Raw genomic sequence first — 19,483 nt, forward strand, 5'->3', positions numbered from 1 at the left:
ATGTTCTTTAACAATTTATTCAAGCAATCTGTGTGAGCACTTGCAGAGATATAATGACCAAATATTATATCAATGTAATTGTGAACATTAAATTAAATCGAAAGATTTGATTATTAATTACGAAGCTTAATTGCTTTGCAATTAAAGTACAGAATTCATTGAGCCGACTTAATCAACATCGTTGATTAGTCAAAAAACTTTTAATTGAAGAGTTTGATCATGGCTCAGATTGAACGCTGGCGGTAGGCTTAACACATGCAAGTCGAGCGGAAACGAAGAATAGCTTGCTATTCTGGCGTCGAGCGGCGGACGGGTGAGTAATGCTTGGGAATCTGCCTAGTCGAGGGGGACAACAGTTGGAAACGACTGCTAATACCGCATACGACCTACGGGTGAAAGGGGGCCTCTTCTTGAAAGCTCTCGCGACTAGATGAGCCCAAGTGGGATTAGCTTGTTGGTGAGGTAAGAGCTCACCAAGGCGACGATCCCTAGCTGGTCTGAGAGGATGATCAGCCACACTGGAACTGAGACACGGTCCAGACTCCTACGGGAGGCAGCAGTGGGGAATATTGCACAATGGGCGAAAGCCTGATGCAGCCATACCGCGTGTATGAAGAAGGCCTTCGGGTTGTAAAGTACTTTCAGCGAGGAGGAAAGGTGGTAAATTAATACTTTACCACTGTGACGTTACTCGCAGAAGAAGCACCGGCTAACTCCGTGCCAGCAGCCGCGGTAATACGGAGGGTGCAAGCGTTAATCGGAATTACTGGGCGTAAAGCGCATGCAGGCGGTTTGTTAAGCGAGATGTGAAAGCCCCGGGCTCAACCTGGGAACTGCATTTCGAACTGGCAAACTAGAGTTCTTGAGAGGGTGGTAGAATTTCAGGTGTAGCGGTGAAATGCGTAGAGATCTGAAGGAATACCAGTGGCGAAGGCGGCCACCCATAGTAACTGACGCTCAGATGCGAAAGCGTGGGTAGCAAACGGGATTAGATACCCCGGTAGTCCACGCCGTAAACGATGTCTACTCGGAGTTTGGTTCCTTGAGAACTGGGCTCTTAAGCTAACGCATTAAGTAGACCGCCTGGGGAGTACGGCCGCAAGGTTAAAACTCAAATGAATTGACGGGGGCCCGCACAAGCGGTGGAGCATGTGGTTTAATTCGATGCAACGCGAAGAACCTTACCTACTCTTGACATCCATAGAACTTTCCAGAGATGGATTGGTGCCTTCGGGAACTATGAGACAGGTGCTGCATGGCTGTCGTCAGCTCGTGTTGTGAAATGTTGGGTTAAGTCCCGCAACGAGCGCAACCCTTATCCTTATTTGCCAGCACGTAATGGTGGGAACTCTAAGGAGACTGCCGGTGATAAACCGGAGGAAGGTGGGGACGACGTCAAGTCATCATGGCCCTTACGAGTAGGGCTACACACGTGCTACAATGGCGCATACAAAGGGCTGCAAACCAGCGATGGTAAGCGAATCCCATAAAGTGCGTCGTAGTCCGGATTGGGGTCTGCAACTCGACCCCATGAAGTCGGAATCGCTAGTAATCGTGAATCAGAATGTCACGGTGAATACGTTCCCGGGCCTTGTACACACCGCCCGTCACACCATGGGAGTGGGCTGCACCAGAAGTCATTAGCTTAACCTTCGGGAGGGCGATGACCACGGTGTGGTTCATGACTGGGGTGAAGTCGTAACAAGGTAGCCCTAGGGGAACCTGGGGCTGGATCACCTCCTTACGTAAAGTTGTTAATTTTTGTAAGTGCCCACACAAATTGCTTGAATAGAAACGTTGAAGACAACGATTGGGATGAAATCCAATCGTGAAAGTAAATAGTGTCCCGTTCGTCTAGAGGCCTAGGACACCGCCCTTTCACGGCGGTAACACGAGTTCAAATCTCGTACGGGATACCACTTTTCTTTCTGACTAAAAATCAAAAATAACTAATCTCTTTAGATTCATTATTTTTGCTTTTTAGCAAATTGCTCTTTAAAAATTTGGAAAGCTGAATAAATAAAGAAGTTCTTAAAACACGTTATTGAATAGTTCATTTTCGAGTGAATGGTTTAATAACAATGAAGTGTTCTTGAGTATTCTTGAGGCGAAAAAAACTAGATAATACCTAGTTATTTCAATTGTACAGTCTGCTTTAGATTGTATGGTTAAGTGACTAAGCGTATACGGTGGATGCCTAGGCAGTCAGAGGCGATGAAGGACGTGTTAATCTGCGTTAAGCTGTGGGGAGTTGATAAAAAGCGTTAATCCACAGATTTCCGAATGGGGGAACCCACCTTACTAAGTAAGGTATCGTAACGTGAATACATAGCGTTACGAAGCGAACCGGGAGAACTGAAACATCTAAGTACCCCGAGGAAAAGAAATCAATAGAGATACCCTTAGTAGCGGCGAGCGAACGGGGTCTAGCCCTTAAGCAGTTTGGAAGTTAATGGAAGATTCTGGAAAGTTTCACGATACAGGGTGATAGTCCCGTACATGAAAACGACCTTACTGTGAAATCGAGTAGGACGGCACACGTGATATGCTGTTTGAATATGGGAGGACCATCTTCCAAGGCTAAATACTACTGACTGACCGATAGTGAACCAGTACCGTGAGGGAAAGGCGAAAAGAACCCCTGTGAGGGGAGTGAAATAGAACCTGAAACCGTATACGTACAAGCAGTGGGAGCAGACTTGTTCTGTGACTGCGTACCTTTTGTATAATGGGTCAACGACTTAATTTCAGTAGCAAGGTTAAGCGAATAGCGGAGCCGTAGGGAAACCGAGTGTTAACTGCGCGAATAGTTGCTGGGATTAGACCCGAAACCCGGTGATCTAGCCATGGGCAGGTTGAAGGTTGAGTAACATCAACTGGAGGACCGAACCGACTAATGTTGAAAAATTAGCGGATGACTTGTGGCTGGGGGTGAAAGGCCAATCAAACCGGGAGATAGCTGGTTCTCCTCGAAAGCTATTTAGGTAGCGCCTCGCGTCTAACTATTGGGGGTAGAGCACTGTTAAGGCTAGGGGGTCATCCCGACTTACCAACCCTTTGCAAACTCCGAATACCAATAAGTTCAATCGCGGGAGACACACGGCGGGTGCTAACGTCCGTCGTGGAAAGGGAAACAACCCAGACCGTCAGCTAAGGTCCCAAAGTGTATGTTAAGTGGGAAACGATGTGGAAAGGCTCAGACAGCCAGTAAGAGTTGGCTTAGAAGCAGCCATCTTTTAAAGAAAGCGTAATAGCTCACTGGTCGAGTCGGTCTGCGCGGAAGATTTAACGGGGCTAAACATACCACCGAAGCTACGGATGCAAGACTTGTTCTTGCATGGTAGAGAGCGTTCTGTAAGCCGTTGAAGGTGAGTTGAGAAGCTTGCTGGAGGTATCAGAAGTGCGAATGTTGACATGAGTAACGATAATGGGGGTGAAAAACCTCCACGCCGAAAGACCAAGGGTTCCTGTCCAACGTTAATCGGGGCAGGGTGAGTCGACTCCTAAGGCGAGGCCGAAAGGCGTAGTCGATGGGAAACTGGTTAATATTCCAGTACTCGCTTATATTGCGATGGGGTGACGGAGAAGGTTAGGCTAGCATGGCGATGGTTGTCCATGTTTAAGGTAGTAGGCAAGTGACTTAGGCAAATCCGGGTCGCTCTCTTTAGTGAGAATGCTGAGAACTGATGACGAGTCTCTACGGAGATGAAGTAGTTGATACCCGGCTTCCAGGAAAAACCTCTAAGCTTCAGATATGAGAGAATCGTACCCCAAACCGACACAGGTGGTTAGGTAGAGAATACTAAGGCGCTTGAGAGAACTCGGGTGAAGGAACTAGGCAAAATGGTACCGTAACTTCGGGAGAAGGTACGCCAATGATGGTGAAGGACTTGCTCCGTAAGCTATTGTTGGTCGCAGAGAAATGGTGGCTGCAACTGTTTATTAAAAACACAGCACTGTGCAAAATCGAAAGATGACGTATACGGTGTGACGCCTGCCCGGTGCCGGAAGGTTAATTGATTGGGTTAGACTTAGGTCGAAGCTCATGATCGAAGCCCCGGTAAACGGCGGCCGTAACTATAACGGTCCTAAGGTAGCGAAATTCCTTGTCGGGTAAGTTCCGACCTGCACGAATGGCGTAATGATGGCCACGCTGTCTCCACCCGAGACTCAGTGAAATTGAAATCGCTGTTAAGATGCAGTGTACCCGCGGCTAGACGGAAAGACCCCGTGAACCTTTACTATAGCTTGGCACTGAACATTGAACCTACATGTGTAGGATAGGTGGGAGACTATGAAATATTGTCGCTAGATGATATTGAGTCGTCCTTGAAATACCACCCTTGTACGTTTGATGTTCTAACGTAGGTCCCTTATCGGGATTGCGGACAGTGTCTGGTGGGTAGTTTGACTGGGGCGGTCTCCTCCCAAAGAGTAACGGAGGAGCACGAAGGTTGGCTAAACATGGTTGGACATCATGTGGTTAGTGCAAAGGCATAAGCCAGCTTAACTGCGAGACAGACACGTCGAGCAGGTACGAAAGTAGGTCTTAGTGATCCGGTGGTTCTGAATGGAAGGGCCATCGCTCAACGGATAAAAGGTACTCCGGGGATAACAGGCTGATACCGCCCAAGAGTTCATATCGACGGCGGTGTTTGGCACCTCGATGTCGGCTCATCACATCCTGGGGCTGAAGTTGGTCCCAAGGGTATGGCTGTTCGCCATTTAAAGTGGTACGCGAGCTGGGTTTAGAACGTCGTGAGACAGTTCGGTCCCTATCTGCCGTGGGCGTTTGAGAATTGAGAGGAGCTGCTCCTAGTACGAGAGGACCGGAGTGGACGAACCACTGGTGTTCGGGTTGTTATGCCAATAGCATTGCCCGGTAGCTAAGTTCGGAACTGATAACCGCTGAAAGCATCTAAGCGGGAAGCAGGCCTCGAGATGAGTTCTCACTGGAGCTTTAAGCTCCCTAAAGGGCCGTTGGAGACTACAACGTTGATAGGCAAGGTGTGTAAGTGCTGTGAGGCATTGAGCTAACTTGTACTAATTACCCGTGAGGCTTAACCATACAAACTGAAGTACGACTCGTACGTAAGTGGTATGATTAATTGAAATAATCGACTTAAGAATAGATTGAACACTTTATGTTTTAAAGACTTCTTTATTTATAGCTTTTCAGATTAAAACGAAGTGAAAACTTCTATAGAAAGCAAATCAGATTTGCTTGGTGACCATAGTGTTGCGGTACCACCTGACTCCATTCCGAACTCAGTAGTGAAACGTAATAACGCCGATGGTAGTGTGGGGTTTCCCCATGTGAGAGTAGGGCATCGCCAAGCGCCAATTACTGTTTATTTAGACCTAGTCTGGGTAGACTTGATTTAAGAGTATGTCTTAAATCAGAGCAGATGATTCGTAAGACTCGAAAAATTTGTTTGGTGACCATAGTGTTGCGGTACCACCTGATTCCATTCCGAACTCAGTAGTGAAACGTAATAACGCCGATGGTAGTGTGGGGTTTCCCCATGTGAGAGTAGGGCATCGCCAAACGCTAAACAAGATTCAAGACGCTGTCTTGAACGAAAAAAGCCGATATCATTGATATCGGCTTTTTTTATATCTAAAATTTATTAACAGTTAAAGCTAAATTCAGATGCTTGCTCGTTGAAACCTAAGTGAATTAAAAATGCCGATAATTCAGCTGTTATTTGCACTGTCTTAACGACTGTGACGCTTTCTAAGCCGAGTGATTTAGCGTTTTCGATTGCTCGTTGGACTAAATATTTACCTACGCCACGTTGCTGGGTTATATCTCTGACCGCAATGCAGCTTAAAAATAATGTAGTCGCATCATTCTGCATGATTAAGCCACCAATATGACGGTCATTAAATTTAGCCACAAATAGCGTCTGGCTATCGTTTTGCAGTAATGTCTCGAAACTATTTTTAATGTCAGCTTCATCATGCTGAAATGGTCGATACAATTTTATTATATCAATCAGTAACTGGGGTGTAGACTCTGTTACTGTAAATGCTGATAATCTCATGCTGTTCCCTTTTTTAGATACAGGCTGATTTTACGCTATTATCACTTAATTTTTAAGGTTTGTTTTATGCAATGCAGAATGAATTGTGGCGCGTGCTGTGAAGCGCCAAGCATCACTAGTTATATTCCAGGAATGCCTGATGGTAAGCCTGCTGGCGTGCGCTGTGTTAATTTATCGACCGATAATCTGTGTTTGATATTTACTGACCCTGAACGACCTGCATTATGCGATACATTCAAGGCCACTAATGATGTCTGTGGTGACAATCGTGAGCAAGCTTTGTTCTTAATTACAGATCTTGAAATACAAACTGCGATCTAGCTTATCAACGTTTTAACCATGCGCGAGGGTTTACTGCTTTGCCTTTGTGGCGTATCTCGAAGTAAACGCCAGACTCTAGCTGACCACCACTGCGACCAGCTAATGAAATAACATCGCCTTTACGGACTTTTTCACCGGTTACTTTAAGTAACGTTTGGTTGTGGCCATACAGGCTCATATACCCTTTGCCGTGGTCGATAATTGTCACCATACCAAATCCACGCAACCAATCAGCAAAGACGACCTTACCTGCGCTCACTGCTTTTACTTTACTGCCTTCATTTGCGCTGATCACCAATCCACGCCAGCTGACATTGTTAAAGCGTTTACTGTTAAAGTTATGTAATACTTTGCCTTTTATCGGCCAGTCTAATTTACCTTTATATTGTTTTAAACCTGATAACGAAATCTGTGCGCTTTGCTGTTTTTTTAATAACGCGATTTCTTGTTGTTTTCGTAATAATGCAATTTGTTGTTTTAACTTTTGTGCTGCTATACCTAATTCTGTGCGTGTTTTTTTCTGTTTGTTGATACTGTAAGCAATATTTCTATTACTTTTCTTCTGCTGTGATTTCTGCTGTGCTAATTGCTGCGATTTTTGTTGTTGTGAGGCTTTGATGACAAGTAATTGCTGTTTTATTTTTTCTTGTTTAGCTTCATTTTTTTCAATGTCAGCTAAGGTGTCATTAAATTCAGCTATGGAGGCAGCTCGTGCGGCATGAAGATGTTGATAATAAACCAGAGATCGTTCTATCTCGTTACTGTTCTGTTGATTAAGAAGGAGTTTCAAATAATCATTATTACCGCTGAGGTAGGCGGTTTCGATCTGTGCTGAAAGGATGTTTTGTTGTTTCTTTTTACTTTTTAACAACGCTTTTTGTTTCATGACGAGCGCGCTAAGATCCTGCTCGATATTAGTAATGAGAGATTCGGTATTACTGAGTTGAGCGGCCACTTTACTAATCGCACGATCGGTACTTTGAGTTTGTTTTGATAAATCGTTTAAATAGCGATGCTGTTTTTTGATGGATGCGTCTTGGACTTTGATCTGATTGCGAAGTTGATTCAGTTCGGATTGAGTATTGGCTGCATAAGTGTTTAATGAAAGCAATATCAGCAGGCCTATAATGCTATAGGCCATGCTGTTTTTAATAAATGTCATGACGTTATCCTTTCCCCGTAGGGAAACGATTATTTCAGATTCATTAGGTTGTTACCAGTCATTTCAGTCGGAATTTCTTGACCAAGTAAAGTCAATAGAGTTGGTGCTAAATCACATAGACGACCTGTTTCTGCTGGTTCTGCATCACGACCAAAATAGATCAGTGGTACAGGCAAATTAGTATGTGCAGTGTGGATGCCACCTGTTTCAGGGTTAACCATCATTTCCGCGTTGCCATGATCGGCTGTGATTAAGCATTCACCACCAACTTTGTCTAGCGCTTCAACGACACGCCCTATTGATTTATCAACAGCTTCACATGCTTGTACGGCGGCATCAAACACACCCGTGTGACCAACCATATCGCCATTAGGATAGTTGCAGATGATCGCGTCGTATTTACCGCTTTCGATTGCTGTAACTAACTTATCTGTTAGCATTTCTGAATTCATTTCTGGCTGTAGGTCGTACGTTGCTACTTGTGGTGATGGGATTAACTCTCTATCTTCACCAACAAATGCATCTTCTAGTCCGCCGTTAAAGAAGAAGGTAACGTGTGCGTATTTTTCAGTTTCTGAAATACGTAACTGTGTTTTGTTGTTCTGTTCAAGTACCGAACCTAGCGTGTTTACTAGCTTATCTGATGGGAAAGCTACGCTTGCATCAATGCTTGCTGCATACTCAGTTAGCATAACAAAATCAGCAAGTTTTGGTGTTACGGTACGTTCAAAACCGGTGAAATCTGTATCTACAAAGGCGCGCGTAATTTCACGGGCGCGATCGGCGCGGAAGTTCATGAAGATAACCGCATCACCATCAACGATGGGTGCTGCTTCACCAATAACAGTCGCTTTGACGAATTCATCGTTTTCATCTCGAGCGTAAGCTGCTTCAAGGCCTGCTAATGCACTGTCTGCGCTGTGTGATGCTTGAGCTTGAGTAAATAAGTTATACGCTTCTTCTACGCGATCCCAGCGGTTATCGCGATCCATTGCAAAGTAACGACCAATTAATGTTGCCGTTTTACCAACACCAATTTCTGCAAATTTAGCATCAAATTTTTCTAGTGGGCCTTGTGCACTGCGTGGTGGGGTATCACGGCCATCTAAGAATGCATGAAGATAAATTTTGGTTGCACCTTGCTTTGCTGCCATGTCAATCATTGCTACGATCTGGTCATCGTGACTGTGCACGCCACCTGGTGATGCGAGGCCAAGAATATGTACGGCTTTATCGTTCGCAATTGCTGCGTCAACGGCTTTAACTAGCACAGGGTTGTGGTTAAACTCGCCGTCAGCAATTGATTTGTCGATTTTAGTCAAATCTTGATAAACGATACGACCAGCACCAATATTTACGTGACCAACCTCTGAGTTACCCATCTGACCATCAGGTAGGCCCACATCTAAGCCTGAGCTCGAGATCAACATGCTTGGACAATCTTGCCATAGCTTATCTAAAATCGGGGTTTTTGCACTTGCAATAGCATTATTTTGCTGATCAAGACGGTGGCCCCAGCCATCCATAATGATGAGTGCAATTGTTTTCTTAGCCTTAGACATGAGTTTACCTCTCGGTTATTTAATTTAAATATAGGAATATTACTACAATTTCAGCAGCTAGATCGGCTCATATTTATGATCCAAGTAGAATATTGAAGATATTTAATTGAAAATATCGGTAATATTACTACATTTTCAGCTGTTTCATGTACTGATGTGTTAGCTTCATTATAGAAAAAACGTTATTCATTTTATTGTTTAGCTATTCCTAACGGGTTTGAGGAATGTATTATTGAGCTGCTTTTATTCCTTGTCACATGTATACTCCGTTGAGAATAATCCATTATTATTAAATCTTAGAGTCATAATCACATGCAAGAATATATTGAATTTGCTTCAAATAATCCAGCCTTATCTCTCGCTTGGGTAGCTATTGCTGGTTTCCTTGTTTATTCATTTGGTAGCAGTGCCATGTCTAAAGTTAAGTCGGTGAACAACCACGAAGCGACTACTTTAATGAATAAAGAAAACGCTATTATTGTTGATGTACGAGCAGCAGAACATTATCGTAAGTCACATATTTTAAACGCAATTAACGTTCCTAGTGCTGATATTGAAGCAAATAAGCTAGCGATGATTGAAAAACACAAAAACACCCCAATCATCGTTATGTGTGACACAGGAATGAGTTCAGGCCGCGCTGCGAATCGTCTAGCGAAAATGGACTTTACTACTGTTTATAATCTATCTGGTGGCATGGCAGCTTGGCAAGAAGCCAACCTACCGACTGTTAAAAAATAATAGTCTACCTGTCAGATAACTAAGCAATTATTTATTCAGTTTGAAACTATAAAATATTGGAATTTACTTATGTCAGAATCAGCAAGCCAACAAGAATTTAATATCCAACGCGTTTACCTTAAAGACGTATCTTTTGAATGTCCTAATTCTCCAGCTATTTTCCAACAAGAATGGAAACCTGAAGTTAAATTAGATCTTGATACGCGTAGCTCTAAGCTAGGTGAAGGTGTATTTGAAGTTGTATTATCACTTACTGTAACAGCTAAAGATGGCGAAACAGTTGCGTTCTTATGTGAAGTTCAACAAGCTGGTATCTTTACTGTTGGTGAATTAAGCGAAGGCCAACTAGCACATTGTTTAGGTGCTTTCTGTCCAAACATTTTATTCCCATATGCACGTGAAACAATTGCTAGCTTAGTAAGTCGTGGTTCTTTCCCACAGCTTAATCTTGCGCCAGTTAACTTTGATGCGTTATTTGCATCTTATGTTCAACAAGCACAACAAGCTGCTGAAGCACCTGCAGAGCAAAAACTGGATTCTTAAGCGATGACTAATGCAGCCTTGATTACAGTATTGGGTGCAGGTTCTTATGGTACTTCGTTAGCAATGTCTTTAGCACGTAACGGCAATAAAACGGTGTTGTGGGGTCATAATCCTCAGCATATTGCCGAGCTTGCTAAGGAACGCAGTAACGAAGCCTACTTACCTGGTATCGCTTTTCCAGATGCGTTGGTATTAGAAGCTGATTTGCAGCAAGCTATTGCAGCAAGTCGCGATATTCTGATTGTTGTACCTAGCCATGTATTTGGTGATGTATTAGCGCAGATTAAACCATTTTTGCGTGAAGATTCGCGTATATCTTGGGCAACGAAAGGCTTAGAAGCTGAAACGGGGCGTCTGTTACAAGACGTTGCTACTGATATTCTCGGTACGCATTATCCTTTAGCTGTGTTATCTGGCCCTACGTTTGCGAAAGAACTCGCGGCGGGTTTGCCGACGGCGATCAGTGTGTCATCAACAGACCCACAGTTTGCTGATGATATTTCACACTTATTGCATTGTGGCCGTAGTTTACGCACTTATACTAATAATGACTTTATTGGTGTACAGCTTGGTGGCGCGGTGAAAAACGTGATCGCTATTGGTGCTGGCTTGTCTGATGGACTTGGATTTGGTGCTAATGCGCGAACTGCTTTAATCACCCGTGGTTTGACGGAATTATGTCGTCTAGGTGAAGCGCTTGGTGCAGATAAAAATACCTTTATGGGTATGTCTTGCTTGGGTGATCTGGTGCTGACATGTACTGATAATCAAAGCCGTAATCGTCGCTTTGGCCTTGCACTTGGTGCAGGTAAAGGCGTTGATGAAGCGCAAGTTGAGATCGGTCAGGTTGTTGAAGGTTATCGTAATACCAAAGAAGTTTATTTGTTATCTGCACGTCTTGGTGTCGAAATGCCAATTACAGAGCAGATCTATCAAGTGTTATATGAGAATAAGTCTGCTAAAGAAGCAGCATTGGACTTGTTAGCACGAGATAAGAAAGGCGAATAACTATATTTTGTAGATAAGTTTTTTCTATAAAAAAAGTGACAGCTTTCGTTGTCACTTTTTTTTATTTCCGATTTAGATAAATCGAATGTTATTATTTCTTCTTAGCAAGCTAGCTCAGCAATAAATCAGAGTAACAGGCTTAGTAGTAAGAGTGCTCACCAGCTTGGTGCTCTGTTGCATCTTTAACTGCTGTTAATTCTTCTGGGAACAATTCTAGTAACTGCTTTTCAATGCCTTCTTTCAACGTGAAGTCTACTTGGCTACAACCGTTACAACCACCACCGAATTGCAGGATCGCAATACCATCGTCAGTGATTTCAGTTAATACTACATTACCGCCGTGACCAGCAAGTTGTGGATTTACTTCTGTTTGGATCACATAGTCAACACGTTCTGATAGTGGTGCATCATCAGCTACCGCGCGTACTTTTGCGTTTGGCGCTTTCAGTGTTAATTGAGAACCCATTTTGTCAGTAACAAAATCGATATAAGCATCAGTTAAGAATGGTTTGCTCATGTCATCAATTAATGCATCAAAACCGCTGAATGGTAATACAATATCAGTGCTCTCGATTGCTTCAGGTGGACAATATGATACGCCACACTCTGCATTTGCTGTGCCTGGATTAACGACGAATACACGAATGTTAGTGCCGTCTTTTTGGTTGCTTAGTAATTTTACAAAGTGAGTTTGTGCCGCTTCAGTAATTGTTATCATGATGTCCTCTTTGTCATACCTGACTAATTTACTATGTCTTTAATTGTAACGCTATTTCAGATGATAAACCACTAATCCGCTAATGTTCTGGCGATACACCATATATCAATACGTTCTATCCCTGCTGTAAGTAACGTCTGACAAGTTGCTTTTATGGTTTCACTTGTCGTGACTACATCATCAATAATAGCGATGTGCTTCGTAGTGATGGACTTTGTGACTTGAAATACATTGTGCATATTGTCTCGGCGTTCGGCGGCTGTCTGTTGTGCTTGTGCTTTGGTATTCCTAGTGCGAATAAATGTTTTTTCCGCAATGAGTGGTATTTGCAGTTGTATTGCGAGGTCTTTGGCGATTAACTGAGCTTGGTTGTACCCTCGTTTTGATTGGCGTTTTTTATGTAAGGGGATGGCAATAAGAGCGTGGGGTAAATGGTAATTGGTTTGTATGACTTTATTACTGATTGTTTGGAGTAACAGCGATGAAAACAATAAATGTAACTGTGGCTGTTGTGAAAATTTGTATTGTTTAATTAAGTATTGGCATTCTAAGGTGTAACTCATGCAGCTAATTAATTGCTGCCAGGGAGGCGACTGTTGTTGGCATTCATTACATTTTTCGTGTTGTTGGTTTTTGCCTTTTGGTAATGCGCAACTAAGGCAATGCGAGAGTGGCAAGTATGGCAGTTCTTGTTGGCATAACAGGCACAGAAAAGGTTGTAGGTTGTCGATAGGCATGTCGCATAAATAACAGCGAGGTTGCAATAATGCCATACTGAATTTGCGTATCATAGTTGTATCTAGAGGTTTGATTGGTATATCCTCGTGGCAATAAAATCATTGCTCAAGTGTAGGATAAAATGCCAGACGTTATCGCCGTAGAAAGTAAAAATGTAAGCCGTTGCACAAGTTTGCATGTCGAAGTTGTTGGTAACGGCCCAGATTTAGTATTGCTACATGGTTGGGGATTGAATAGTGCATGTTGGCAGTCGATAATACCTCTGTTATCGACACATTATCGCTTACATTTAGTTGATTTACCTGGTTTTGGTTTTAGTCATGACAACTACGCTGTAAGCTGTTCGCTTGTTGATATCACCAACGCGTTAGTGGATGTTGTCCCTGCCAAAGCTGTTTGGTTAGGTTGGTCTTTAGGTGGCCTTTGTGCGACGCATTTTGCGCTGCAATATCCGCAACGTGTGGCTGCATTAGTCACGGTGGCTAGCTCTCCAAAATTTATGGCAACGGCTAAAGTTGATGATATACCTGCTTGGCCAGGTATTGCTGAAAAAGTATTAGCGCAATTTCAGCAACAGTTACAAGAAAACTTACCGCAAACAATTAATCGATTTTTAGCTATTCAGGGTATGGGTAGCGAGACCGCGAAACAAGATATTAAACAATTAAAATCTTTGTTAGCCGCAAGACCACAGCCACATGAACAGGCGCTAAGTAATGGTTTAAAATTATTAGAGAGTGTAGATTTACGCGCTGATTTATCTTCATTAACAATGCCTTTTTATCGTTGTTATGGTCGTTTAGATTCACTTGTGCCACAAACAACAGTGGCTTGGATGGATAACTACCTACCACAATCACAGCGTATAATATTTAAGGCGTCGTCACATGCGCCGTTTATTTCGGAACCAGGACTTTTTGTTGATAAATTGCAGACATTTCTCAATAATTCGTTATAAACTTAAGTGGTCATCATTCATGTTATTTTTTGATGTGCAGAGATCAGTGATTATTTGATGACTATTAACGACAGTGAGGGGGAGGATATGTTCACACGAGAGCCAGTTAATAGGCCTTTTCTAGGCAGTGTAAATATAACCCACAATGTTATGTATACGCGAACTCATACTATCATTCATAATGTGGCTGATATATGGCGTTAGTGATCCCACCTCCTACTGCTATTCCTAACACATTAAATCCGACGACTGCTGCGGTAGAACGTGATGCTGAAAAGCGTGAGATCACGCCAGCGGTGACGCCTGATAGTGCATCTGCTTCAACGAATGATAGTACGGCAGAAAAAGATCTTATTCATTACAGTTCGAAGAAAAAACCGAAGAAAAACGACCCCGACCGTAAGAAAAAATCGCCTCGAGATCCATCGCTATTTACTGATAATGAAGAGAGTACCACAGTCGTGATCGACCATATTGTCGATGAAGATGATCGTAATCATACAGCATTTCAACGTTCTATATTATCTATTGATATGGAGCAGCCTCCGGAAACGATGATTGCCGAACTGTTGTTATTGCGCCAGGCGATCTTAGCTAAAGCAACGCTCGATATTGATGATCGTGGGCAACTTGGCGAGATTAACTATACGATTAAAACCGCACTGGCGGATCTATTACGCTTAAAGCAACTTGATGAAGTGAAAGTATTAGCCGCGCAACTGCCTAGTGCCACAGGTGTATTGAAAGGTGATAATATCCATTCCCATGTTGTTTCGCTCGATGATCTTTTTGCTTCTACTGTTGATGATGCGGCTATTTTAAGTAATGGCTCTGCTCACATTTCGGATCATGATTCGGTAGCCGTCTCGGCAAAATCCAAGTTAGCTGGCGCTGTTGTCGGTTATTTTTATGGTGAAAATATCGAGCCGCATCCTCCTTCACAAATCGATCATAAGGAATGATGTGTTCTTTATTGCTTATTTTCCGATACTTTAGCAGTAACTCCAGCTTTGCTTTGCTAGTATAGGTAAAAATAACCATACTGATAACGAGGATGTCATGTCAGAGCAACGGATAGAGCAAGCAATAGAATTAATCGATCAAATAAATCAGCGTGACCCAGTCACTGAACTCGTTGATGGTGTAGCCCAACCAAAAGAATGGCTCTATGGCATTCGTATGAGTGAGTGTCTGGCTGAATTTATGCCTGACGCGTCTACAGCGCTGCAAATCGCTGCTCGTGCCCAACATATTAAACGTTGGAGTATTCCACGTAGCGATCATCCTATGGGCCGTGAAGGTTATTATAAATGGCGACAGTCTCTTGGTCGCTTACATGCCGAAGAAGCGATGGCGATAGCAGTACAAGTCGGTTGTAGCGAAGACGAAGTTCAAGCTATTGGCCGGATGTTACGCAAAGAAAAAATTAAGCGTGACCCACAAGTTCAAGCACTTGAAGATGTCATTTGTTTAGTATTCTTAAAACATTATTTTAGTGCATTTGCAGAAAAACATACGCCAGAAAAACTGATTGTGATAGTGCAAAAGACGTGGGCTAAAATGTCTGAACAAGGTCATGAAGCGGCATTGAAATTACCGTTTACACCCGATCAACAAGCTTTATTAGCGAAAGCGCTGAGTTAATTATTATCGGTATGACTGTTTTATTAAGTCATCACTAATTCACTGTCAATATAATGTGTGCCAGTGAATTAGGTTACCTTCTTCTTTCACTTCTTCCTTTCCTGTATTGACTGCAATTTTATCCTCGTTTTTTACCTTATCACTGTTGTTTTATTAGGTTTAGTGTATATGACTATAATTAGGCTTTTCTTTCTGTGCTTTTGACTCTCATTAAAGCCTTTATATATGTCATTGCTCTGGTATATTGAGTGCAGTAGTTACAGTTGGTTAATTGCATGATTTAGGGAGTTTAAGTTAATGGAAATGGAAATAATCTCGGCAGCGGTGATGCTTTTTTTGATCATGGATCCGCTAGGTAACCTGCCTATATTTTTGTCTATCTTAAAACATATTGATAAAAAACGTCGACGTGCGGTGATGATCCGCGAGTTGTTAATTGCACTTTTTGTGATGCTGTTATTCTTATTCTTAGGTGAAAAGATCCTGGGATTCTTAAGTTTAAAACAAGAAGCTGTGCGGATCGCTGGTGGTATTATTTTATTCTTGATCGCAATTAAGATGATCTTTCCAAGTGAAGGTGGGCTAACTGGCCTTGCAGCAGGTGAAGAACCTTTCATTGTCCCTATGGCGATCCCTTTGCTCGCAGGTCCCTCTATACTTGCGGCACTCTTGCTATTAGCCCATCAAGATCCGGATAAAATGTTTGAATGGTCTGCCGCGTTAATTATTGCGTGGGGGTTGAGCGCATTTATTTTAATGTTTTATGAAGGCTTTAATCGTATTCTTGGTGAAAAGGGTTTAGCGGCTGTAGAGCGTTTGATGGGTATGCTGTTAGTGATGATATCAGTACAGATGCTACTTGACGGTATTGCTGATTATATCGCGACGGTAAGCTGATAAATCACGACGATTTGTTGCTTATTTGTAAACAAAACTTTGCTTTATTGTTTGCAATATGCCGTCGCAATGGTAAATTAATCTATCTTAATACTTAAGTAAGCTTACAGATAGTTTAGAGCGTCGCATGCGAGTAGCCCGTTTTAATATGCTGCTTCTGCTCGACGCTCTCATAAATGACAAGGAAAATGAATGAGCATTACCTCTTTTTATCCCCCGCAACGTACGTTGATGGGCCCTGGTCCTTCAGATGTTTACCCTAATGTACTGCAGGCGTTAAGTCGCCCAACTGTTGGTCACCTTGATCCCACATTTGTACAGATGATGGATGAAGTCAAAGAATTACTGCAATATGCGTTTCAAACTAAAAACCCTTGTACGATGGCGGTGTCTGCGCCGGGTTCTGCAGGTATGGAAACATGCTTTGTGAATTTAATTGAGCCAGGCGATAAAGTGATTGTTTGTATCAATGGTGTGTTTGGCAACCGTATGGCTGAAAACGTCACACGTTCTGGTGGTGTTTTGGTTAAAGTGGAAGATGAATGGGGCAAACCTGTTGATCCACAAAAACTTGAAGTCGCATTAGCTGCACATCCTGATGCGAAGATTGTCGCTTTTGTTCATGCAGAAACATCAACTGGTGCATTGTCTGATGCGAAAACACTGTGCGCACTAGCAAAAGAGCACGGCTGTTTATCTATTGTCGATGCCGTAACATCACTGGGTGGTGTGCCACTGTATGTCGATGACTGGGGTATTGATGCGATTTATTCTGGTACGCAAAAATGTTTATCGTGTGTACCTGGTATCTCACCAGTGAGCTTCAGTGCTGCAGCGGTTGAAAAAATTCAAAATCGTACTGTGCCTGTGCAAAGTTGGTTCTTAGATCAAACACTCGTGATGAGTTATTGGTCTGGTGAAGGTAAACGTACTTATCACCATACAGCACCTGTGAATACGTTATATGCATTACATGAATCGTTAGTGCAATTACAAACTGAAGGCCTAGAGAACGCATGGGCGCGTCATGCGGAGCAACATTTAGCATTGCGTGCAGGTTTGGAAAAACTGGGTATTGAGTTTATCGTTGATGAATCATGCCGTTTACCACAGCTCAATACCGTTGTTATTCCTGCAGGTGTTGATGATGCAGCGGTACGTAATCAGTTATTACAAACGTATAATCTTGAGATTGGCGCTGGACTAGGTGCTTTTGCTGGTAAAGCATGGCGTATTGGTTTGATGGGTTATGCTGCACGTCCTGCTAACGTTGCTTTGTGTTTACGTGCGTTAGAAGAAACATTGAATTAATACAAGCGTTAAACTAATGTCCTGATATGTAAAAGCGCTAGTCATTCATAATGACTAGCGCTTTTTTAGTTTTAATTTTATTTAATCTTAGTTAATGTCTTCGCCTTGGCTAATTAACCTTGCCTATTAAGGCTGGGTGTTATCAGCTTGACTTGCTGCAAAGCGTTGGACCAATTTATTACGTGGGTAAAGTAACGCGGTGCGTTGCAATAAGACCTTTGCCTCTGCATTTTTTCCAAGCTTGGTTAATACCCGCACCCAGTTAATATAGATATTTGCTCTTGGTGTTTGCTGGCTGATCTCTGCCGCCCAATCGATATAGTTATTTAACTCTGCAATGTCATTATTGTACATGGCAATTTGTAAACGATACATCATGGCATTGAATTCTAATCGAGTGATCCAAGCAACTGGGTTAACGACTTTTGTCAGAGGGGTGATATCACTGCGATCACTACGCTCATATTGCGTCAGCAGCTTATTGGTATGTAACGTGGTGACCATGAATACACTTGTTACCAGCGGGATCAATAAGGCTAAAGTACGTAATAGAAAGGTGTAATTAAACGCGATACTTTTGGTGTTGCCATAACGACTGGCGATATACCAAACCAAGGTTAAAAAGACCAGCCAATGGACGACGGCATGATAAAACGGGTATTCTGTTTGGCTGTGTAAAACCAGTGGGAAGACCAGCCCTAATAATGCCAAAGCTTGCCAAACTGGTTGCTTGACGATAATACGTAAGAAACCGATCACTAATAAGGCGATACCAGCTAAGGCGACAAGCCCACCTTCAATACCCCAATAGATGAGCTCATTGTGCGGATGATCGAGGTTTTCTGGAGAGCCGGGTAAAGCTAAACCTTGACTTAATGCTTCGCTATAGGAATTGAGGTAAGCGACTTCAAAACTACCGTAGCCCCAACCTAATAATGGCTTTTCCAACCACATATTAAAACCATGCAGATAGATAGGTACACGAGCACCTGGGTCGGTTAATGCGGCGGCTGAACGTGCCACTTTATCTGCCGTTTCCAGTGAATAAGCACCAATTACAGCGGCGATAACTAAACACGCTAACCAAATAAATAGCTTCTTTGATTGGTCTGATTCACGTAATTGCAGCCATGCCCAAGGCAACATAAGCAGGGGCGCAATGAATAATGATAAATAACCAGTGCGCGATTGCAGTAATACCACGGGAATGACTGCCATAAAGGTGGTGACGTAACAAAATAACCGTTTACTTTTTTCATCTAACTTGGTCTGTGTTAGCAGGTATAAAGCCAATGCAATACCGGTGGTTAAAAATGATGCCGATACATTTGGTTGTTGAAAAATACCGTACGGGCGATTGGCGATTTTTTGATAACCGACGGTATTATTGACGGGTAACAGATAATACTGCACCAGACTAAACAGTGCTTCGACAAAGACTGCACCTAAGATGAGATACAGTAGCGTCAGGCGTTGTTGTTGATTAAGCTGCAATTGTTGCAAGGCAATAAAAAACAGTAAGCCGCCGATTAAAGCGAATAATCGCGTATAGCTAAGCCCTGCGACGATGGGGTCTGCATATAATACCGGTATTAACATCACGATCGTGGCGGCAATAAACATCAGACTCATTCGGGAGTAAACCAATTTGGCTTGTGATGTCGATTGCCACAGACCGATGCCGATTAGGGTGGAAATAAACATCCAACCAATGGCATTAAACGGTAAATGTAGACCTGAGCCGCCACCATTATGTTGAAAATAATGCATCCCGATCAACATATAGGCGGCAAACGTAATGAAAAATCCTTTTTTCAATGTAGTTAAGTTCAT

At 42.8% G+C, this 19,483-nt stretch carries 15 protein-coding genes, 1 tRNA gene and 4 rRNA genes; 14 read left to right on the plus strand and 6 right to left on the minus strand.

Annotated features, from left to right (window positions below):
- The first annotated feature begins 201 nt into the window (after positions 1-201).
- From FR932_RS18685 to rrf (FR932_RS18705), 5 genes are all read left to right on the plus strand, one after another.
- A 16S ribosomal RNA gene (locus FR932_RS18685) occupies positions 202-1,744 on the plus strand.
- A gap of 99 nt (positions 1,745-1,843) precedes the next feature.
- Positions 1,844-1,919 (plus strand) — tRNA-Glu (locus FR932_RS18690).
- 247 nt (positions 1,920-2,166) lie between these two features.
- Positions 2,167-5,068, plus strand: a 23S ribosomal RNA gene (locus tag FR932_RS18695).
- Positions 5,069-5,223: 155 nt separating this feature from the next.
- A 5S ribosomal RNA gene (gene rrf / locus FR932_RS18700) occupies positions 5,224-5,339 on the plus strand.
- A gap of 95 nt (positions 5,340-5,434) precedes the next feature.
- Positions 5,435-5,550 (plus strand): 5S ribosomal RNA (gene rrf / locus FR932_RS18705).
- The 16S, 23S and 5S rRNA genes sit together here with 1 tRNA gene alongside, the layout of an rRNA operon.
- Positions 5,551-5,630: 80 nt before the next feature.
- On the opposite strand, the gene FR932_RS18710 is transcribed toward rrf (FR932_RS18705), so the two are convergent.
- Positions 5,631-6,047: an acetyl-CoA sensor PanZ family protein gene (locus tag FR932_RS18710; protein WP_019440655.1), complete on the minus strand. Its 417-nt coding sequence runs from the start codon at positions 6,045-6,047 to the stop codon at positions 5,631-5,633.
- A gap of 66 nt (positions 6,048-6,113) precedes the next feature.
- On the opposite strand from FR932_RS18710, the gene FR932_RS18715 reads away from it, so the two are divergent.
- Positions 6,114-6,368, plus strand: coding sequence for a zinc/iron-chelating domain-containing protein (locus FR932_RS18715; protein ID WP_019628964.1), 255 nt, complete (start codon positions 6,114-6,116; stop codon positions 6,366-6,368).
- A gap of 4 nt (positions 6,369-6,372) precedes the next feature.
- On the opposite strand, the gene FR932_RS18720 is transcribed toward FR932_RS18715, so the two are convergent.
- The gene (locus tag FR932_RS18720) at positions 6,373-7,530 is read right to left on the minus strand and encodes a murein hydrolase activator EnvC family protein (protein ID WP_019440657.1); all 1,158 of its coding nucleotides are present in this window, start codon (positions 7,528-7,530) and stop codon (positions 6,373-6,375) included.
- 29 nt (positions 7,531-7,559) lie between these two features.
- Positions 7,560-9,092, minus strand: a complete 1,533-nt coding sequence (gene gpmM / locus FR932_RS18725) for a 2,3-bisphosphoglycerate-independent phosphoglycerate mutase (RefSeq protein WP_019440658.1) — start codon at positions 9,090-9,092, stop codon at positions 7,560-7,562.
- Positions 9,093-9,404: 312 nt separating this feature from the next.
- Between gpmM and FR932_RS18730 the strand changes: the two genes are divergently transcribed.
- The 3 genes from FR932_RS18730 (at position 9,405) to gpsA (ending at position 11,384) form a co-directional block, all read left to right on the plus strand.
- On the plus strand, positions 9,405-9,833 hold the full coding sequence (locus FR932_RS18730; protein ID WP_019440659.1) for a rhodanese-like domain-containing protein: 429 nt from the start codon (positions 9,405-9,407) through the stop codon (positions 9,831-9,833).
- Between the two features lie 69 nt (positions 9,834-9,902).
- The gene (gene secB / locus FR932_RS18735; protein WP_019440660.1) at positions 9,903-10,376 is read left to right on the plus strand and encodes a protein-export chaperone SecB; all 474 of its coding nucleotides are present in this window, start codon (positions 9,903-9,905) and stop codon (positions 10,374-10,376) included.
- 3 nt (positions 10,377-10,379) lie between these two features.
- Complete coding sequence (gene gpsA / locus FR932_RS18740) at positions 10,380-11,384, plus strand: NAD(P)H-dependent glycerol-3-phosphate dehydrogenase (protein ID WP_019440661.1); 1,005 nt, start codon at positions 10,380-10,382, stop codon at positions 11,382-11,384.
- A 139-nt stretch (positions 11,385-11,523) separates the two neighbouring features.
- Here gpsA and nfuA read toward each other — a convergent pair whose 3' ends face one another.
- Positions 11,524-12,102 (minus strand): Fe-S biogenesis protein NfuA, encoded by a 579-nt coding sequence (nfuA, locus tag FR932_RS18745; protein ID WP_019440662.1) that lies wholly within the window; start codon positions 12,100-12,102, stop codon positions 11,524-11,526.
- Positions 12,103-12,173: 71 nt separating this feature from the next.
- Positions 12,174-12,893: a phosphoribosyltransferase family protein gene (locus FR932_RS18750; protein WP_019440663.1), complete on the minus strand. Its 720-nt coding sequence runs from the start codon at positions 12,891-12,893 to the stop codon at positions 12,174-12,176.
- A 68-nt stretch (positions 12,894-12,961) separates the two neighbouring features.
- Here FR932_RS18750 and bioH point away from each other — a divergent pair, with 68 nt between their 5' ends.
- The 5 genes from bioH to FR932_RS18775 all read left to right on the plus strand — a co-directional run bounded on the left by bioH (position 12,962) and on the right by FR932_RS18775 (position 17,650).
- A complete protein-coding gene (gene bioH, locus FR932_RS18755) occupies positions 12,962-13,798 on the plus strand; it encodes a pimeloyl-ACP methyl ester esterase BioH (protein ID WP_019440664.1) in 837 nt (278 codons plus the stop codon).
- 194 nt (positions 13,799-13,992) lie between these two features.
- The gene (locus FR932_RS18760) at positions 13,993-14,760 is read left to right on the plus strand and encodes a hypothetical protein (RefSeq protein WP_019440665.1); all 768 of its coding nucleotides are present in this window, start codon (positions 13,993-13,995) and stop codon (positions 14,758-14,760) included.
- Between the two features lie 97 nt (positions 14,761-14,857).
- A complete protein-coding gene (locus FR932_RS18765; RefSeq protein ID WP_019440666.1) occupies positions 14,858-15,442 on the plus strand; it encodes a DUF4202 domain-containing protein in 585 nt (194 codons plus the stop codon).
- Positions 15,443-15,745: 303 nt separating this feature from the next.
- Positions 15,746-16,339 carry a YhgN family NAAT transporter gene (locus tag FR932_RS18770; RefSeq protein WP_026006196.1) on the plus strand — a complete coding sequence of 198 codons (594 nt, stop codon included), beginning with the start codon at positions 15,746-15,748 and terminating at the stop codon, positions 16,337-16,339.
- A gap of 192 nt (positions 16,340-16,531) precedes the next feature.
- The gene (locus FR932_RS18775) at positions 16,532-17,650 is read left to right on the plus strand and encodes a pyridoxal-phosphate-dependent aminotransferase family protein (protein ID WP_019440667.1); all 1,119 of its coding nucleotides are present in this window, start codon (positions 16,532-16,534) and stop codon (positions 17,648-17,650) included.
- 126 nt (positions 17,651-17,776) lie between these two features.
- Here FR932_RS18775 and FR932_RS18780 read toward each other — a convergent pair whose 3' ends face one another.
- The gene (locus tag FR932_RS18780) at positions 17,777-19,483 is read right to left on the minus strand and encodes a PglL family O-oligosaccharyltransferase (protein ID WP_019440668.1); all 1,707 of its coding nucleotides are present in this window, start codon (positions 19,481-19,483) and stop codon (positions 17,777-17,779) included.

This window comes from Moritella marina ATCC 15381, from assembly GCF_008931805.1.
In the GTDB taxonomy this organism is placed as follows: domain Bacteria; phylum Pseudomonadota; class Gammaproteobacteria; order Enterobacterales; family Moritellaceae; genus Moritella; species Moritella marina.